13 protein-coding genes are annotated in these 17,063 nt (G+C 64.5%); 5 read left to right on the top strand and 8 right to left on the bottom strand.

The genetic code is table 11. From position 1 onward, the window contains the following. Positions 1-10 precede the first annotated feature (10 nt). The 5 genes from dop to ACIPY3_RS08465 all read right to left on the bottom strand — a co-directional run bounded on the left by dop (position 11) and on the right by ACIPY3_RS08465 (position 6,637). The gene (dop, locus tag ACIPY3_RS08485; protein WP_400332478.1) at positions 11-1,684 is read right to left on the bottom strand and encodes a depupylase/deamidase Dop; all 1,674 of its coding nucleotides are present in this window, start codon (positions 1,682-1,684) and stop codon (positions 11-13) included. Next, positions 1,681-3,489 carry a proteasome ATPase gene (arc, locus tag ACIPY3_RS08480; protein ID WP_400332475.1) on the bottom strand — a complete coding sequence of 603 codons (1,809 nt, stop codon included), beginning with the start codon at positions 3,487-3,489 and terminating at the stop codon, positions 1,681-1,683. Before arc ends, dop begins: the two co-directional genes overlap by 4 nt. Positions 3,490-3,586: 97 nt before the next feature. After that, complete coding sequence (locus ACIPY3_RS08475) at positions 3,587-4,642, bottom strand: tRNA (adenine-N1)-methyltransferase (RefSeq protein ID WP_400332472.1); 1,056 nt, start codon at positions 4,640-4,642, stop codon at positions 3,587-3,589. Between the two features lie 111 nt (positions 4,643-4,753). Further along, positions 4,754-5,917, bottom strand: a complete 1,164-nt coding sequence (locus ACIPY3_RS08470; protein WP_400332470.1) for a site-2 protease family protein — start codon at positions 5,915-5,917, stop codon at positions 4,754-4,756. Beyond that, complete coding sequence (locus tag ACIPY3_RS08465) at positions 5,918-6,637, bottom strand: HAD family hydrolase (RefSeq protein WP_400332467.1); 720 nt, start codon at positions 6,635-6,637, stop codon at positions 5,918-5,920. Positions 6,638-6,759: 122 nt separating this feature from the next. Between ACIPY3_RS08465 and ACIPY3_RS08460 the strand changes: the two genes are divergently transcribed. Continuing rightward, the gene (locus ACIPY3_RS08460; RefSeq protein WP_400332464.1) at positions 6,760-7,665 is read left to right on the top strand and encodes a PAC2 family protein; all 906 of its coding nucleotides are present in this window, start codon (positions 6,760-6,762) and stop codon (positions 7,663-7,665) included. An 85-nt stretch (positions 7,666-7,750) separates the two neighbouring features. Here the strand turns inward: ACIPY3_RS08460 and mshC are convergent, their stop codons facing one another. Together mshC and ACIPY3_RS08450 are read right to left on the bottom strand one after the other, a co-directional pair. Then, entirely contained in the window at positions 7,751-9,031 is a 1,281-nt protein-coding gene (mshC, locus tag ACIPY3_RS08455; RefSeq protein WP_400332462.1) for a cysteine--1-D-myo-inosityl 2-amino-2-deoxy-alpha-D-glucopyranoside ligase, read from the bottom strand. Between the two features lie 15 nt (positions 9,032-9,046). Next, positions 9,047-9,880, bottom strand: a complete 834-nt coding sequence (locus ACIPY3_RS08450; protein WP_400332460.1) for an undecaprenyl-diphosphate phosphatase — start codon at positions 9,878-9,880, stop codon at positions 9,047-9,049. Positions 9,881-9,931: 51 nt separating this feature from the next. Here ACIPY3_RS08450 and ACIPY3_RS08445 point away from each other — a divergent pair, with 51 nt between their 5' ends. Further along, the gene (locus ACIPY3_RS08445) at positions 9,932-10,858 is read left to right on the top strand and encodes an aldo/keto reductase (RefSeq protein WP_397321849.1); all 927 of its coding nucleotides are present in this window, start codon (positions 9,932-9,934) and stop codon (positions 10,856-10,858) included. Here ACIPY3_RS08445 and rfbA read toward each other — a convergent pair. Next, entirely contained in the window at positions 10,855-11,721 is an 867-nt protein-coding gene (gene rfbA / locus ACIPY3_RS08440) for a glucose-1-phosphate thymidylyltransferase RfbA (RefSeq protein ID WP_400332457.1), read from the bottom strand. The genes ACIPY3_RS08445 and rfbA overlap by 4 nt on opposite strands. Before the next feature lie 52 nt (positions 11,722-11,773). On the opposite strand from rfbA, the gene rfbB reads away from it, so the two are divergent. The 3 genes from rfbB (at position 11,774) to ACIPY3_RS08425 (ending at position 17,063) form a co-directional block, all read left to right on the top strand. After that, entirely contained in the window at positions 11,774-12,772 is a 999-nt protein-coding gene (gene rfbB / locus ACIPY3_RS08435) for a dTDP-glucose 4,6-dehydratase (RefSeq protein ID WP_400332454.1), read from the top strand. A gap of 5 nt (positions 12,773-12,777) precedes the next feature. Next, the gene (locus ACIPY3_RS08430) at positions 12,778-14,187 is read left to right on the top strand and encodes a sugar nucleotide-binding protein (RefSeq protein ID WP_400332452.1); all 1,410 of its coding nucleotides are present in this window, start codon (positions 12,778-12,780) and stop codon (positions 14,185-14,187) included. Positions 14,188-14,381: 194 nt separating this feature from the next. Beyond that, complete coding sequence (locus ACIPY3_RS08425; protein ID WP_400332449.1) at positions 14,382-17,063, top strand: WecB/TagA/CpsF family glycosyltransferase; 2,682 nt, start codon at positions 14,382-14,384, stop codon at positions 17,061-17,063.

Genomic DNA, 17,063 nt, shown 5'->3' with positions numbered 1-17,063 from the left:
GGGCGGTGTCCTAGGCCTTGGGCGGCAGGGGTGTTTGTCCCAGCAATTCGGCCAGGAAAGAACCTGCTTCACTGTGCCTTTCGAACAGCCCACCCGTGAGGGCCTGGGTGCCGCGGAGGGGTTCCCGGGTAGGGACACGCTGCAGTTTGCCAAGGCCCGGGACATCGAAGATCACGGAGTCCCAACTAGCCCCCACCACGTCCTTGCCGAACGTCGAGACGCACCGTCCCCGGAAGTAGGCCCTGGTGTCCGACGGCGGTTCGCCCACCGCCCTGGTGATGGCGGCGTCGTCGACGATCCGCGCCATGCGGTCCCGCGAGAGAAGCCGGTAGTAGAGGCCCTTTTCCGGCCGGATGTCGGACCACTGAAGATCCACCAGGCCCAGCCGGGCATCTCCCCATTCGAGCTTGTCCCGGTTCCGGTAGCCCTCCAGGATGGATTTCTTGGCTACCCACTCCACGGACGCCGCTGCGGAGGCAGGATCGGTACCCAGCGCAGTGAGCGTGGCCTCCCACCGCTCGAGCACCTCGTAGGTATGGCCGTCGCCGGTCACGGAGTCAGCTACGCCCGTCTCCTGCGCCAGTTTTGCCGCGGCCTCGAAGTACATCCACTGAATGTCGAGCGCCGTGACGTGCCTTCCGTCAAGGAGCCTAACGGAGGTGGTGAGCGTTGTGTCATGGCTGATGGCCTGAAGCGCCTGGACGGGCTCGTGGACCTCGATCCTGGGTGCCTGTCCCGCTTCGATCAGGCTCAGCACCATGGCCGTGGTCCCGAACTTCAGGTAGTTGGACACCTGGCTGAGGTTCGCGTCGCCGATGATGACGTGCAGGCGGCGGTATTTGTCCGCCGTTGCATGTGGCTCGTCCCTGGTGTTGATGATGGGACGCCGGATGGTGGTTTCCAGGCCCACTTCGGCCTCGAAAAAATCGGCACGTTGGCTGATCTGGTAGCCGGAGGTGGAACTGTCCTGCCCTCGGCCAACCCTGCCTGCACCACAAACCACCTGGCGGGAGACGAAGAACGGCGTCAGCCCGCGGATGATGTCACCAAACGGCACGGAGCGCGGCATGAGGTAGTTCTCATGCGATCCGTAGGACACCGCCTTGTTGTCCGTGTTGTTCTTGTAAAGGTTGATCGGGGGAAGGCTGGTGTCCGCGGCAACCTTGCGAACCGTAGCCAAGGCAACCAGGTCCCCGGCAGCATCCCACGTCACCGCGTCACGGGGGTTGGTTACCTCCGGGCTCGAGTATTCGGGGTGTGCATGGTCCACGTAGAGCCGGGCACCGTTTCCGAGCACCATGTTCATGAGGAGTGAGCCGGATTCATCAGCCCCGTCGAGTTCCAACTCCTGCCGCCCGTACGCCAAGGCGACTGCCTCGGCGTCGAGCACTGGCGGCTGGTCCGTGAGTTGGCTCGGATCGGCCGCCGAACGTTCCAGCGTCCAACCGCGGGCGTCATGCAACGGTTCTTCGTCCGTGTAGTCCCAGCGCGTTTCCGCGCCGCCGGCAGCACGCTGCCGGGTGGCGGTGGCGTAGGCCTGGATGATGCGCGCGGACATCATGGTGGCGTTGGCGCCGGGGGCGGAAGGGGCATGGATGCCGTATTCCGTTTCCGAGCCCATCACCCGCATGGCGCCGCCTACAGGCAGTTTCTCCTGGGTTTGTCCCTCGGGCCGAGCTGTCACAGGTACTGGCCCGTGTTGGCAGTGGTTTCGATGGACTTGCCAGGCTCCTGGCCTGCCTTGCCCTGCACGATGGTGCGGATGTAGGTGATCCTTTCACCCTTCTTGCCCGAGATTCGGGCCCAGTCGTCCGGGTTGGTGGTGTTGGGCATGTCCTCGTGCTCGCGGAACTCGTCGACGACGGCCCGGAGCAGATGGTCGATGCGCAGGCCCTTCTGGTGGTTGGTCAGGAGGTCCTTGATGGCGTACTTCTTGGCCCGGTCAACCACGTTCTGGACCACGGCACCTGAATTGAAGTCCTTGAAGTAGAGCATTTCCGTATCGCCGTTGGCGTAGGTGACTTCCAAGTACTCGTTGGATTTCTCCGTGGAGTACATGGCCTCCACGGTGCGCTGGATCATGGCGTCCACGGTGGCCTGGACATCGCCGCCGTACTCCGCGAGGTCCTGGGCATGGAACGGCAGGTCCGTGGTGATGTACTTGCCGAAGATGTCTGCCGCAGCTTCGGCGTCCGGCCGCTGGATCTTGACCTTGACGTCCAGGCGGCCTGGCCGCAGGATGGCGGGGTCGATCATGTCCTCACGGTTGGATGCACCGATGACGATGACATTGTCCAGCCGCTCCACGCCGTCGATCTCGCTCAGGAGCTGGGGCACGATGGTGGTTTCGACGTCGGAGGACACCCCGGTGCCGCGGGTGCGGAACAGCGAGTCCATCTCGTCGAAGAACACCACTACCGGGCTGCCATCCGAGGCTTTTTCGCGGGCCCGTGAGAAGATGAGGCGGATGTGCCGCTCCGTCTCGCCGACGTACTTGTCCAGCAGTTCGGGGCCCTTGATGTTCAGGAAGTAGCTCTTGAGGTCCGTATTCCCTGCGCGCTCGGCTGCGCGTGCGGCCAGGGAATTGGCAACGGCCTTGGCAATGAGGGTCTTGCCGCAACCCGGAGGACCGTAAAGAAGGATGCCCTTCGGAGCCTTCAAGCCGTGTTCGCGGTACAGGTCCGGGTGCAGGAACGGCAGCTCCACGGCGTCGCGGATCTGCTCTATCTGCGGGCCCAGGCCACCGATGTCCTGGTACGTGATGTCCGGAACTTCCTCAAGGACCAGGTTTTCCACCTCGGCACGTGGCACCTTCTCCAACGCGTAACCGGTCCGCGAATCAAGCGAGAGCGCGTCGCCGACCTTGAGGTGCACGTTCTGCAGGGCACCGGAGAGACGGACCACCCGCTCTTCGTCTGCGCGGCCCACCACCAAGGCACGGTCCTGGCCAAGGAGTTCCTTCAGTGTCACCAGTTCCCCGGCGCGCTCATATCCCAGGCCAGCGACCACCAGGAGTGCCTCATTGAGGAGGACTTCCTGGCCCACGGCCAGCTGGTTGACGTTAACCAAGGGGCTGATGCCTACGCGCATCTTCCGGCCGGCATTGAAGATATCCACGGATTCTTCTGTGGCGGCCTGACCCGAATTGCCTGCCGTTGGCTGCCTGCGCGGATTGATCTGGACCACCGTGCCAAAGCTGTACGGTGGCTGCCCCTCCTGCTCCAACGCGCCCTTCAGCCGGAGAATCTCGGCCTTGGCCGTTTCCAGCATGGTGACGAGCTTGGTGTTGTTCTGCGTGGCAGCGGCCAACTGGCGGTCGATATGGCGGAGTTTGTCCCGAAGGATGTTGATCTGCCGTTCGGCCACGGTAAGTTCACTCGAAGGGTCAGGCGGTTGGATGGCGGCAAGCCTTCGGCGGGCAGCCTCTTCCGCTGCTGCGTTTGCTTCTTCCGGCGTCGGCCGTCCAATGTCGTTGTTCGACGTATCCACGATTCATCAGCCCCTTCCTGCGCTTAAGAAGACCTTAGTCCCGAAAAGCTCAGGGTGCTGGGAGACATCCGGAATGCGGACCCTATTGTGACCTTTGTCAGTTTGTGACCGGCGGATCGTCCTGGACGTTGGTGCCGGCGATTGCGTCACGGGCCGCACGGCGAAGCTTCTTGTCCGAGACGGAACGCTCCCCCACGGCACCGGGCGTCCAGGCGTTCAAGTCCTCTTCGCTGAACTCGGTCTTGGACGGGCGGCGCTTCACGGAAATGCCTTGGACGCCGTCGGCCAGACGCCGGGTCACCAGGAGGAAACCGGTGTGGGCCACCATGCGGTGGTCGGGGCGGACAGCCAGTCCCTCAAGGTGCCAGCCGCGGACCATGGATTCCCAGGCGTCCGGCTCAGTAAAGCGGCCGTCGGCCCTGATGGCCTCCGCGGTCCGGGACAACTGGGTCACGGTGGCCACGTAGTTGATCCAGACGCCGCCCGGTGCCAGGACGGTTGCCACGGCATCGAGGCATTCCCACGGCGCCAGCATGTCCAGGACAACCCGGTCCACCGACCCCGGGGCCTCAGCCTTGACCACTTCGTCCTGGAAGTCACCCAGGGAGATCTGCCACGCGGGGTGCGGCCCGCCGAAGATGGTCTCCACGTTTCCGCGGGCAATGTCGGCAAATTCTTCGCGACGTTCAAACGAGTGGAGGTAGCCGCCGTCGCCGACGGCCCGCAGCAGGGAGATCGAGAGGGCACCGGAGCCGACGCCGGCTTCCACCACGCGGGCACCAGGGAAGATATCCGCCATGGTGACAATCTGGGCTGCGTCCTTGGGGTACACGACGGCAGCCCCGCGCGGCATGGAAAGAACGAAGTCCGAAAGCAGCGGGCGCAGCGTTTGGTACTGCTGGCCGATGTTGTTGCTGACCACCGAGCCGTCCACCTTGCCGATGATTTCATCGTGGTTCAGGAATCCACGGTGCGTGTGGAAGGCGCCGCCCACCTCGAGCGTGATGGTATTCATGCGGCCACGCTCGTCCGTGAGCTGGACGCGTTCGCCGACGCGGAAGGGCCCACGGCGCCGCGCAGCGCCGGTTGGTTGGGCCGCCGGGCTCGCGCCGGTGACGGTGGTGGCCGTTTCCGCGGCGGTTTCGCTGCTCATCTGGTGTTCCTCACTCCTGTGCGGCTGTGCCGCCATATATCGCTGCCCTGAGGGCGCCAAAAATTCGTCTGGATCTTTTCGGGCCGGCACGTAACTCTACCGGTTAAGGCGTCAGGCCCGCCCGCCTCCGCGGGCTTCTTTACCTGTTATGGCCGTCACCACCGCCTGCTGGCGGAGCAATCCGGTCACCATGCCGTTGTGGTCCACCACCGCATATTCGTTGCCGTCCAGTCTGGCCAGGTACTGGATCAGCTCCTGGCCCTTCGACCATTCCGGCACGTAGGCACCGGCTGCGAGGGCGTGCGCCACCGCCGTGACCGGCGTCGTGGCTAACGCATAGGGCGGCACAGCGGCGGCCGCGCTGGTGTCCACCACGCCCTGGGGCTTACCGTCCGGACCGCAGATCACGACGGCGGGACGTCCTTCCGGTGACATGGCCACCACGTCCGCGACGCTGGCGGAGTTCGGGATGCCGACCGCGGGATCGGCCAGTCCGCCGGCGCTCACCAGGTAGAGCCGGCTGCGCAGTTGGGCATGCCGAATCGAACCCGACGCACCCATCCAGAGGAACCCGCAGACCAGCAAAGTGATCAACATGAGGTTGATGTCCAGCCGCTCCCCGCTGAGGAAGGGCCGGGCAATGAACCAGAGAAACAGTGCTACCGCGATGACACGCCCCGACCACCCTGCGGCGATAGTCCCCTTGTCCTGGCTTCCGGTGGCCTTCCACACGGCTGACTCGACGAGGCGTCCCCCGTCCAACGGGGTTCCGGGCAGGACGTTGAAGATGCCGATCAGGAAGTTGGCCCACATGAGAATGTTCGCAAGCATCTCAACGACGCCGTGGAAGGCATGGCCGAACACAAACGGAGCCAAAGTCCCGGCCAGGATGAAGTTTGACGCGGGGCCGGCCATGGCCACCACCACCGCACGCCCGGGCGATGCCGTGAAGTTCTGGAATTGCGTGTGCCCTCCCCAAAGATTGAGAACAATCTTCTCCGTTGGCCACTTAAACGCCTTGGCACTCAAAGCGTGCGCAAGCTCGTGAACCAACACGGACACGGCCAGCAACAGTGCGTAACCAAAGGCCACGAAGTACGCGCCAAGACCCAATCCAGGAAATTGAACCAACACGGCAGGACCGTAAACGATCACCGTAAACCCGGCGATCACGAACCACGAGTAAGCCAGGTACACGGGGATTCCGGCGATTTTGCCCAGGGGTATGCCGTCCCGCTTCGTGGCGGCATGGTGTGGCGCGGAGGGACTGCTCACTTAGTTGGCCCCTTCAAGCAGGTTTGCTGCTGCGAAGCGGTCGAGGACGAGGCCGGAGACGTCGGCGGCGGACCTGCCCACCAAGGTGTCCCACAGGACCATGCGGGGATCGTCCGGAAGGGGCACTTGGTGGGGAACACCGATGGTGACGACTCCCGATGCCATGGCCGCGGTGGCTCCCGGAACCGAATCCTCGAGCGCCACGCAGTGATCGATGGTCAGCGTTGGATCGTCCAGCCGCAGGCGGTCGACTGCCGTCAGGTAGGCCTCGGGATGGGGTTTGCCGTTGGTCACGGTGTCGCCGGTGACGAGGAACTCGAAGTACGGCTTGGGCAGGCTTTCCACCACCACGCCGGCCAAGGGGCCCTCGGACATGGTGACCAGGGCGCAGCGGATGCCGGCCTGGTGGAGATCCTCCAGGAGCTCGCGCGCCCCGGGCCGCCAGGGAACTTCGTTGCGGACCTGCTGGATCACCTGGGAGCTGAGGGTGTCAATGATTTCACGGGCCTCGAGCCGGACACCTGCCGCTTGCAGAATCGCAGCCGAGTGGAGCAAGGATTGGCCTACCAGCTGCATGGCCTGTTGGTGGGACCAGGAACCGCCGTGGGCCTCCACGAGGGCACGCTCAGCAGCAATCCAGTAGGGTTCGGTGTCCACGAGGGTGCCATCCATATCCCAGAGCACGGCTTTGAGGAAGGGCTGGCTGGGTGAGGAATGCATGGCTTCAAGTCTACGTGGAACACGGAGCCAACCTTGCCGTGCTTGCGCTGTGGGCGAAGACCGGGGACGCGCCCCGTTGAAATGCCATGCATCCACGCGGGTCTTGGACGTAGGGTGAGTGGATGAACAGTGTGGACGGGACCCCCGAAGGACAGGACACCGTTGCGGAGCCCGAGCGTTTCCTCAAGGAACCCGCGGAAGGCCAACGTGTCACCGTAATGATCGCCGCGTTTGAAGGCTGGAACGACGCCGGAGAGGCCGCCAGCGACGCCTTGCACTATGTGAACAAGTTGTGGGACGGCAAGAAGGTGGGCACGGTGGATGCCGAGGAGTATTACGACTTCCAGTTCACCCGCCCCACCGTGCGGCGTACCTCGTCCGGCGCCCGCAAGGTGAAATGGCCGTCCACCCGGATCTACAAGGCCTCCATACCGGACAGCAATGTTGACGTGGTGTTCGTCCTCGGCACGGAACCGTCGTACCGTTGGCGCGCCTACACCACTGAGTTGCTGGTCCACGCCGAAGCACTCAAGGTTGACTCCGTGATCCTGGTCGGGGCCTTGCTGGCCGACGTTCCGCACAGCCGCCCCATCCCCGTAAGCACCACCACCGAGGACAACTCCCTGCGCGAGCGGCTCAACCTCGAGGCCTCCCAGTACGAGGGACCCGTGGGCATTGTGGGCGTGCTGGCAGAGTTCGCCATGCTCGCCGGACTACCCACCGTTTCGCTGTGGGCCGCAGTCCCCCACTACGTTGCCCAGCCACCGTCGCCCAAAGCGCAGCTGGCGATCCTCCACAAGATCGAGGACCTGCTGCAGGTTCCCTTGGACAGCCGCACGCTGGCCGAAGAGTCAGAGGCCTGGGAACGCGGCGTGGATGAACTCGCCACGGAAGATCCGGAGATCGCGGCCTACGTTCGCCAACTCGAAGAAGCCAAGGACACTGCGGACCTTCCCGAGGCCTCCGGAGAGTCCATTGCCCGGGAATTCGAACGCTATCTCAAACGGCGGGGTAAGGAACGCCCCTAGGCGGACCGCTGGTACAGCTGCTGCCGGCAACGAAGCGGCCCTGACGGATATCCGTCAGGGCCGCTTCGTTTTACTGCACTTCGGTTCAGAGTTCGACGCCGAGCAAGGCGTTCAGGGCGTCCGTCACCAGGGCGCCGTCCACGGGTGAGGCTTCGGCGGCACCTGCGGTGAGCGCCGATTGTGCCCAGTGGTCGACGGCGGCGATGGCACCTGGGGCGTTCAGGTCGTTGGCCAGCTCCGTGCGCATGGCTGCAATGAGCGGCGTGGCCGATGCCGCAGGTGCCTTCAGGGCTGCCTCGCGCCACGTGGCCAGCCGCTGCTTGGCCTCAGCAAACCCCTCCGCAGTCCAGGACCAATCGGAACGGTAGTGGTGGGCAAGGATGGCCAGGCGGATGGCCGCAGGCTCTTCGCCGGCGGCGCGAAGCTTGGAAACGAGGACGAGGTTGCCCTTGGACTTGCTCATTTTTTCGCCGTCAAGGCCCACCATGCCAGCGTGGGCGTAGTGCCGTGCGAGGGGAACATGGGCCAAGGAGTAGGCGTGGCCGGCTCCCATTTCGTGGTGCGGGAAGATGAGGTCTGAGCCACCACCCTGGACGGTGAACGGTGCCGGGAGGTACTTCTGGGCGATCACCGTACACTCAATGTGCCAGCCGGGCCGGCCGTCACCGAGGCTGGCACCCGGCCAGCTCGGCTCGCCCTCGCGGGCTACGCGCCACAGCAGTGGGTCAAGGGCCTGGCGCTTTCCCGGGCGGGCCGGATCGCCGCCACGCTCGGCGAAGAGCTCCAGCATTTCCGCTTCGCCCAGACCGGAGACGTCACCGAGGGTCCAGGCATCGGTGGCGTCCGAGCGTTTGCCGGCCGTTTCGACGTCGTAATAGACGTCGCCGTCAGGTTCGCCATCCGCACCCTGGACCCGGTAAGCGACGCCGTCGGCGATCAAGCGCTCGACCGCAGGCACAATGTCCGGGATGGCCTCCACGGCACCGATGTAGTGGTCCGGAGCCAGGACATTGAGGGCGTCCATGTCAGTGTGGAACAGCTCGATCTGGCTCGCTGCCAGCTCCCGCCAGTCCACGCCGGTGGCATTGGCCCGCTCCAGGAGGGGATCGTCAATGTCCGTCACGTTCTGGACGTAGGACACTGTGGTTCCGGCGTCACGCCACGCACGGTTGAGGAGGTCGAAGGCCACATAGCTGGCGGCGTGGCCCATGTGCGTAGCGTCATACGGGGTGATGCCGCACACGTACATGGACTGGTCCGCTTTGTGGCCGACCTCCACCACCTGCCCCAGGGCAGTATCGAAAAGGCGCAGGGACGCCAGGCTGCCGGGCAGCTCAGGAACAGGGCGGGAGATCCACGATTTCACGAGTCAACCTTAGTGCTAGGCGCTTATCACACCGAAACCGAGCAGGACATACAACGCCAAGCCCAGCAGGATCCTGTACCAAACGAAGAGCCGGTAGCTCCTGGTCGAAACGAACTTGAGGAACCAGCCAATGATGACGTAGCCCACCACGAAGGCGATCACGGTGGCCAGGGCAGTCTCGGGGAGACCGTAGGGGCCAGCGAGCCCTTCCTTGGAGACGGTCTTGTACAACTGGTAGAAGCCACTGCCGAACACCGCGGGGATCGCAAGGAGGAAGGAGTAGCGGGCGGCCGCCTCACGCGTGTAGCCCATCAGGAGGCCGGCAGTGATGGTGCCCCCGGAACGGGAGACGCCTGGGATCAACGCCATGGCCTGGGCGAAGCCGTACAGGATGCCGTGCTTGTAGCTCAGCTGGGAAAGGTCCCTTTCCTGTTTGCCTGTGGCATCTGCCACCGCCAGGATCATGCCGAAGACGATCAGCATGGTGGCAACGATCCACATGCTGCGGAACACGGATTCGATCTGGTCCTGGAACAAAAGGCCCAAAATGACGATGGGCAGGCTGCCGAGGATCACCAGCCACCCCATCCGCGCGTCGGGGTTGTTCCTGGCGACTTTGCCGGTCAGGGAACCGAACCAGGCGCGAATGATCCTGACGATGTCCCGCCAGAAATACACAATGACGGCGGTTTCCGTACCGAGCTGCGTAATCGCCGTAAACGCGGCGCCGGGATCGGAGGCATTCGGGAGGAACGAGCCCACAATCCGCAGGTGCGCGCTCGAAGAGATCGGGAGGAATTCGGTGAGGCCCTGCACCAGGCCCAGCAAGGCAGCTTCTATCCAGTTCACGTGAATAGACCCTACGTCATGAAGTATGGGAACTCCCCGTAAGCTATCAGCATGCAGCAGCGTTATGTCGGAAACAGTGGGTTCCGGGTGTCCTCTTTGTCGCTTGGAACCATGTCCTGGGCACAAGAGACGGACGAACAGGAAGCCGCCGCCCTCCTGCATGCCTTCGTGGACGGCGGCGGGACCGTGATCGATACCGCCGCGTCCTACGCCCAGGGTCAGGCCGAAGCGATGCTCGGCTCCATGCTGGGAGACGTGGTTGCCCGTTCCGAAGTGGTCCTTTCCACGAAAGCCGGCGTGTCCAGTTCCGAATCCCGTCGCAGCATCAACGCTTCGCGGGGTGCCATGCTGGCTGCTTTGGACGCGAGCCTGGCGCGGCTCGGGACGGATTACATTGACATCTGGTTCGCCCACGAGTGGGATCCGAACGTTCCCCTCGAAGAGACCCTGTCCGCGCTGGAACTGGCCCAGCGGACCGGTCGGGCACGCTATGTGGGAATTTCGAACTACAACGGCTGGCAAACAGCCAAAGCTGCGGCGATTGCCGGCTTCACCCTCGTGGCCAACCAATCCGAGTACTCGCTCCTCCAGCGCCGGCCGGAAGATGAACTTGTCCCGGCCATTGAAGATGCCGGCTTGGGACTCATGGCCTGGGCTCCACTGGGCCGCGGAGTGCTGAGCGGCAAGTACCGCGGACAGATCCCCACGGATTCACGGGCAGCCCAGGGCCGGTTGACCGCGTACGTGGAAAGGTACCTTGACCCTCAGGCCTCCCGGGTGGTGGAAGCCGTGGCCATGGCAGCGCGGGGTCTGGGACGCTCGCCGCTGGATGTGTCACTGAGCTGGCTGCTCTCCCGCCCGGGCGTCTCTACCGCCATCGTCGGACCGCGCAACGCAGTCCAGCTCAAGGAACTCCTCGACGCGCAACTGGGTGTCCTGCCGGCGGAAATTTCGCGGGCCCTGGAAGACGTTTCCTAGCGCCTGTCCAGGATGTCCAGGAGATAGCTCCCGTAGCCGCTCTTGGCCAGTTTGGCCGCCTGCCGGCGCAGTTCGTCATCGCTCAGGTAGCCCATGCGCCATGCCACTTCTTCCGGCGCGCCGATTTTCAGCCCCTGCCGGTTTTCCGTGGTGCGGACATAGTTCGAGGCGTCATTAAGGTCGCCGAAGGTACCGGTATCCAGCCACGCGGTGCCGCGTGGGAACTTCTGGACGTGGAGTTTGCCAAGCTCCATGTACTTCCTGTTGATGTCCGTGATCTCCAGTTCGCCACGGGGCGAGGGCGCCAGGTCCTTGGCCATGGAAACGACGTCGTTGTCGTAGAAGTAGAGTCCCGGTACGGCGTAGTTGCTCTTTGGATGCGCGGGCTTTTCCTCGATCGAGATGGCGAGGCCGTCGTCGTCGAACTCCACCACGCCGTACGCCGTCGGGTCCTTGACCCAGTAGCCGAAGATGGCGCCGCCGTCGACGTCGTTGTAATGCCGGAGCTGGGCACCCATGCCGGGACCGTTGAAGATGTTGTCCCCGAGGATGAGCGCCACCTTGCCGCCGCCGATGTGTTCCTCGCCCAGGATGAAGGCCTGTGCCAGGCCGTCCGGGGTGGGCTGCTGGGCGTACGTGAGGGAAATGCCGAAGTGGGAGCCATCGCCCAGGAGGTTCTCGAATTGGGGGGCGTCCTTGGGGGTGGTGATCACCAGGATGTCGCGGATTCCCGCCAGCATGAGGGTGCAGAGCGGGTAGTAGATCATGGGCTTGTCAAACACCGGAACCAATTGTTTGCTGATTCCGAGCGTGATGGGATGAAGCCGTGAGCCCGTTCCACCTGCCAGAATAATTCCGCGCATTTTGCGCTCCTCTCCCCTGCCCGTGACCGGTGCTGGCGGTTACGCTATCGCCATGCAGAGAATCCTTGTCACCGGCGGGGCCGGATTCATCGGATGCAACTTTGTCCACTACATCATGGAACACGGCAGCGTTCATGTCACTGTCCTGGACAAATTGACCTATGCGGGAAATGAATCATCCCTGGCCGGGCTGCCACCGGAAAGATTCGAATTCATCAAGGGCGATATTTGCGACTCCGTGCTTGTTGACCGGCTTACGGCCAGTGTTGATGCGGTGGTGCATTTCGCGGCGGAATCCCACAATGACAATTCCCTGCAGGATCCCAGGCCATTCATGGACACCAATCTCTTGGGGACCTACACCCTCATTGAGGCTGCCCGGAAGCACGGGACGCGATTCCATCACATCTCAACCGATGAGGTATATGGAGACCTCGCCCTGGATGAGCCCACCCGTTTCACCGAGCATTCGGTGTACCGGCCCACGAGCCCCTACTCCGCAACGAAAGCCGGTTCGGACCTGCTGGTGCGGGCCTGGGTCCGTTCTTTCGGGTTGCAGGCCACCATCAGCAATTGCTCCAACAATTACGGGCCATACCAGCACGTGGAGAAATTCATTCCCCGCCAGATCACGAATCTCCTGGATGGACACCGGCCACGGCTCTACGGACAAGGCCTGAATGTCCGGGACTGGATCCATGTGGAAGACCATTCCTCGGCGGTGGCGGCCATCCTGGAACGCGGCCGCATTGGTGAGACGTACTTGATCGGCGCCGACGGGGAACAGTCCAACCGCACGGTGGTGGAGAAACTGCTCCACCTGATGGGCCAACCATCCGATGCCTACGACCTCGTCACGGACCGCCCAGGCCACGACCTGCGCTACGCCATAGACTCCACCAAGTTGCGACGCGAGCTCGGGTGGCGGCCGCTGTTCGAAGATTTCGACGCCGGACTGGCGGCTACAGTGCAGTGGTACCAGGAGAACGAGGACTGGTGGCGGCCGCAAAAAGCCGAAACTGAAGTGAAGTACGCAGGGCAAGGTCACTAGCGCCGATGCCGACACCCAAAGAGTTGACGTCCCGGTCCACCCCGATCCGCGGTTTACTGCTCTTCGACCTGCCGGTGCACGCAGACGAAAGAGGCTGGTTCAAGGAGAACTGGAACCGCAGGACAATGGGCGCCCTGGGCCTGCCCGACTTCGGGCCCGTGCAAAACAACATCTCATTCAATGCCCGACGCGGTACGACGCGGGGAATCCATGCCGAGCCGTGGGACAAGTTCATTTCGGTAGCTTCCGGCAGGATCTTCGGAGCGTGGGTGGACCTGAGGAGCGGTCCGGGATTCGGCACGGTGTTTTTCACCGAAATGGGTCCCGGCGAGGCCGTCTTCGTCCCGCGGGGCGTGGGCAACGCCTTCCAAACCCTTGACGACAACACGGCGTACACGTATCTGGTCAACGACCACTGGAGCTCCGAAGCCCAGGCCGACTACACGTTCCTGAACCTGGCCGACGCCACCGCTGCTGTGCCGTGGCCGATCCCCTTGGCCGAAGCCACCATGTCCACCCAGGACCAACAGCACCCATCCTTGGCCCAGGTTGCTCCCATGAAGCCGCTCCGGACCATGGTTCTGGGCGCCAACGGCCAACTGGGGTCCGCCTTGCGGAAGGTCTTCGCGCATCTGGACACCGTGGACTTCTTTGACCGGGCGGACTTTGATGTCACGGATGGCAGCTCCTTTGACCGGGCCGATTGGCGGAAGTACGCCACGGTCATCAACGCCGCCGCCTACACCGCCGTCGACGCCGCCGAAACCCCGGCGGGCCGGACTGCGGCCTGGCAGGTCAATGCCGGTGCGGTGTCGAACCTGGCGAGGACCGCCGTCGACCATTCACTGACCTTGGTGCACGTCTCCAGCGACTACGTCTTCGACGGCACGGCGGAGATCCACGGCGAGGACGAGCAACCCAGTCCCCTCGGCGTCTACGGGCAGAGCAAGGCCGCGGGCGATGCGGCCGCTGCTGTGGCACCGAAGCACTACATCCTCCGGAGCAGCTGGGTGGTAGGCGATGGAAAGAACTTCGTGCGCACCATGGCCGCGCTGGCCGGACGCGGTGCAGGACCGTCCGTCGTCGACGATCAGTGGGGGCGCCTGACGTTTGCCGAGGACATCGCGGCGGCGATCAGGCACTTGCTGGGCACCGGCGCTCCGTATGGAACGTACAACGTCAGCAACGACGGGCCGGTGCAATCGTGGGCGGACATCGCGCGGGACGTCTACCGCCTCAGCGGCGTGGATCCCGGGCTGGTGACCCCGGTGAGCGCCGAAGAGTACGCCAAACCCGGCATGGCGGCCCGTCCGCGACGAAGCGTGCTGGATCTTGGCAGGATCAAGGCGGCCGGATTCGTGCCCCCGGAGGCACACGTCCGGCTCAAGGAGTACCTGCAGGACCTGAAACCCTAGCCCTGCGGCACAAAACGTCCTACAGTGGCCGTACGGCAACCTCGATCAGACGGGGCCGGGAGACAACTCAAGCAAGTACGGGCAGCACCAGTTGCCCGCGGCGATCCAAGGCAGTGCAGCGGCCAGGGATCGCCGGTCAATTGTCCATGCCTTGAGTTGGACCCGAGCGAGACCTTGCGTCTGGAGAGCCGATAATGCTGCAGTCAAAGACCTTCCCCATCGGGGGCCTTTTCCACGACCTCGCCGGACGGCTGAGTTACCACCCTCCAGCAGCGCCACAGGCGGCCCAAGCCAAGGAGCTTTGTCTCGGCGGCTCCTCGGTCCGGCTCATGGAGTTCCCGGAGGCCGTCCGCTTCATCATGGACCGCGCCACACACCTGGGAACACCGCCCCTCGGTGTGTGCTCGGCGAACCTGGACCACATCCGGCACTTCGGCACGGGAAGCCGTTGGGCAGGAACGATGGCCGGCCCCGCGGTTGAGTGGCTCACCCTCATCGATGGCGCTCCCCTTGCCGTGGAAGCGGAGCGCCTCACCGGCAAGCCGTGGCCACGGCTGGCGGGCAGCGACCTGGTGGGACCCCTCCTCGACGAAGCAGAGAGACGCGGATTGCGCGTGGGCTTCCTCGGTGGGTCCGGGCAGGCCCAGCAGCTGATCCGCCAGCGGTTCGCCGCGGATCGTCCGGGACTGGCCATCGCTGGCTGGTGGGCGCCGGACCGGTCCGAGATCAGCGATCCGGAGGCATCGAGGCGACTGGCCGGTGAGATAGCTGCCAGCGACGCAGACCTCCTGGTGGTGGGTTTGGGCAAACCGCGCCAGGAACTGTGGATCACCGAGTACGGCCACCTGACAGGAGCCAAGGTCCTTCTGGCGTTCGGTGCCGTGGTGGACTTCCTTGCCGGCCGCATCACGAGGGCACCGGCCTGGGTGGCCGGACATGGCTTCGAATGGGCATGGCGCCTCATGCTCGAGCCCCGCCGGCTGGCCCACCGCTACCTCGTGGACGGCCCCGAGGCCTACCTCCACCTGCGGCGGGACAGCGGACTGTCCGCCGCGTCCGGGATGACCCGCGCCGTGGGACAACCTGCGCACGCGCCACTCCAGGCGCCGGGCACCTTCGCTTCGGCGGAAGACCAAGCGGACATCGCCGTCGTGGTGGTGACCTACAACAACGCCGATGATATTGGCCCGCTCATCGAAAGCCTCCGGGCCGAAACGGCAACCCAGACGCTCAAGGTAGTGGTGGCGGACAACTCACCGAACGGCGACACCATGGCAGCCCTGGCGGACCATCCAGATGTGATTGCCAAGAGCACGGGCGGCAACCTGGGGTATGCCGGTGGAATCAACGTGGGGCTCCGGGCCGCTGGTCCGGCTGGTGCCTTCCTCATTCTCAACCCTGACCTGCGCGTGGAACGGGGCGCGGTGGCTGCGCTGCGGCGCCGCATGGCGGCATCGGGCGCCGGTGCGGTGGTACCTGTTCTCCTCGATGACGACGGTAGCGTCTATCCCTCTTTGCGGCGCGAACCCAGCATCCTGCGAGCGCTGGGTGACGCGGCCATGGGAAGCCGTCTGCCCGGACGGCCCGGATGGTTGTCCGAGATGGACTTTGATGCAGAGAGCTACAAGTATGCCCACGCTGTGGAGTGGGCAACGGGTGCGGCCTTGCTGATCGATGCGAGGGTGGCTGAGGCCGTGGGCGAGTGGGACGAACAGTTCTTCCTCTACTCGGAGGAAACAGACTTTTGCCGGCGGGTCAGGGAGTTGGGCTTCCCGATTTGGTTTGAGCCGTCTGCCAGGATGTGGCACGAGCGTGGCGGGTCGGGTTCGTCTGCGCAGTTGTCGGCCCTGATGTCGGTCAACCGGGTGCGGTATGCGGAGAAGCATCTGGGCCGTGGGCGTTCGGGGGCTTTCCGGCTGGCGGTGCTGGGCTCGGAGATTGCGCGCCTCGGGAAACCCGGTCACCGGGAGGCCGCTGTGGCGTTGCTGAGCCGCAGGCGTTGGGCTTCCTTGCCCCATGCGGGAGCCTACCCGGAACCGGGACCGGTTGTTCGCCCGGTGGGCTCGGTGGTTATTCCGGCGCACAATGAGGCCGCGGTGATCGGGCGGACGCTGGATTCGTTGCGCGAGGTGCTGGCATGGGGCACCGTGGAGGTGATTGTTGCCTGCAATGGGTGTTCGGATGGGACGGAGGCCATTGCGGCGGCCTATGACGGCGTGCGTGTCATCGAGGTGGAGGCAGCTTCGAAGGTGGCGGCATTGAATGCCGCTGATGAGGCTGCGCAGCTGTGGCCACGGCTGTACCTGGATGCCGACATAGAAGTGACGGCCGGTGCCCTGTCTGCGGTGTTCTCGGCGCTGACGGAGGGTAGTCTCCTTGCCGGGCGCCCCGCCTACCGGTACGACACCACGGGTGCAACGTTCCTTGTCCGCGCCTATTACCGGGCCAGGACCAGGATCCCCGGGAACTCGGAGGGCTTGTGGGGTGCGGGGGCTTATGCCCTCAGCGAGGCGGGACACGCCCGCTTGGGGACCTTTCCGCCGCTGAGTGGCGACGACTACTACGTTGACAGGTTGTTCACGGCAGAGGAGAAGGCCGTCCTGGACACGGAACCGGTGGTGGTTCGGACCCCCCGTTCCCCGTCTGCCTTGATGGCCGTCCTGCGGCGTACGTCCCGGGGTAACGCCCAGCAGGATGCGGTTTCCGGTGATGCCTCGGCTTCCAGGACGCTGCGGCAGTTGGTGGAATCGGTCCGTGGTCCGCTGACGGCCTTCGACGCGTTGGTGTATGCGGCCTTCGCAGGTGCGGGCCGCCGTCGTGCACTACGCCCGGGCACCCCGGCGTTGGCCTGGGAGAGGGACAACAGCAGCCGCTAA

This window comes from Paenarthrobacter sp. NPDC089714 (genome assembly GCF_044748905.1).
In the GTDB taxonomy this organism is placed as follows: Bacteria; Actinomycetota; Actinomycetes; order Actinomycetales; family Micrococcaceae; genus Arthrobacter.
The sequence above is the reverse complement of the archived record's forward strand: the minus strand, read 5'-3'. Positions and strand labels throughout refer to the sequence as shown.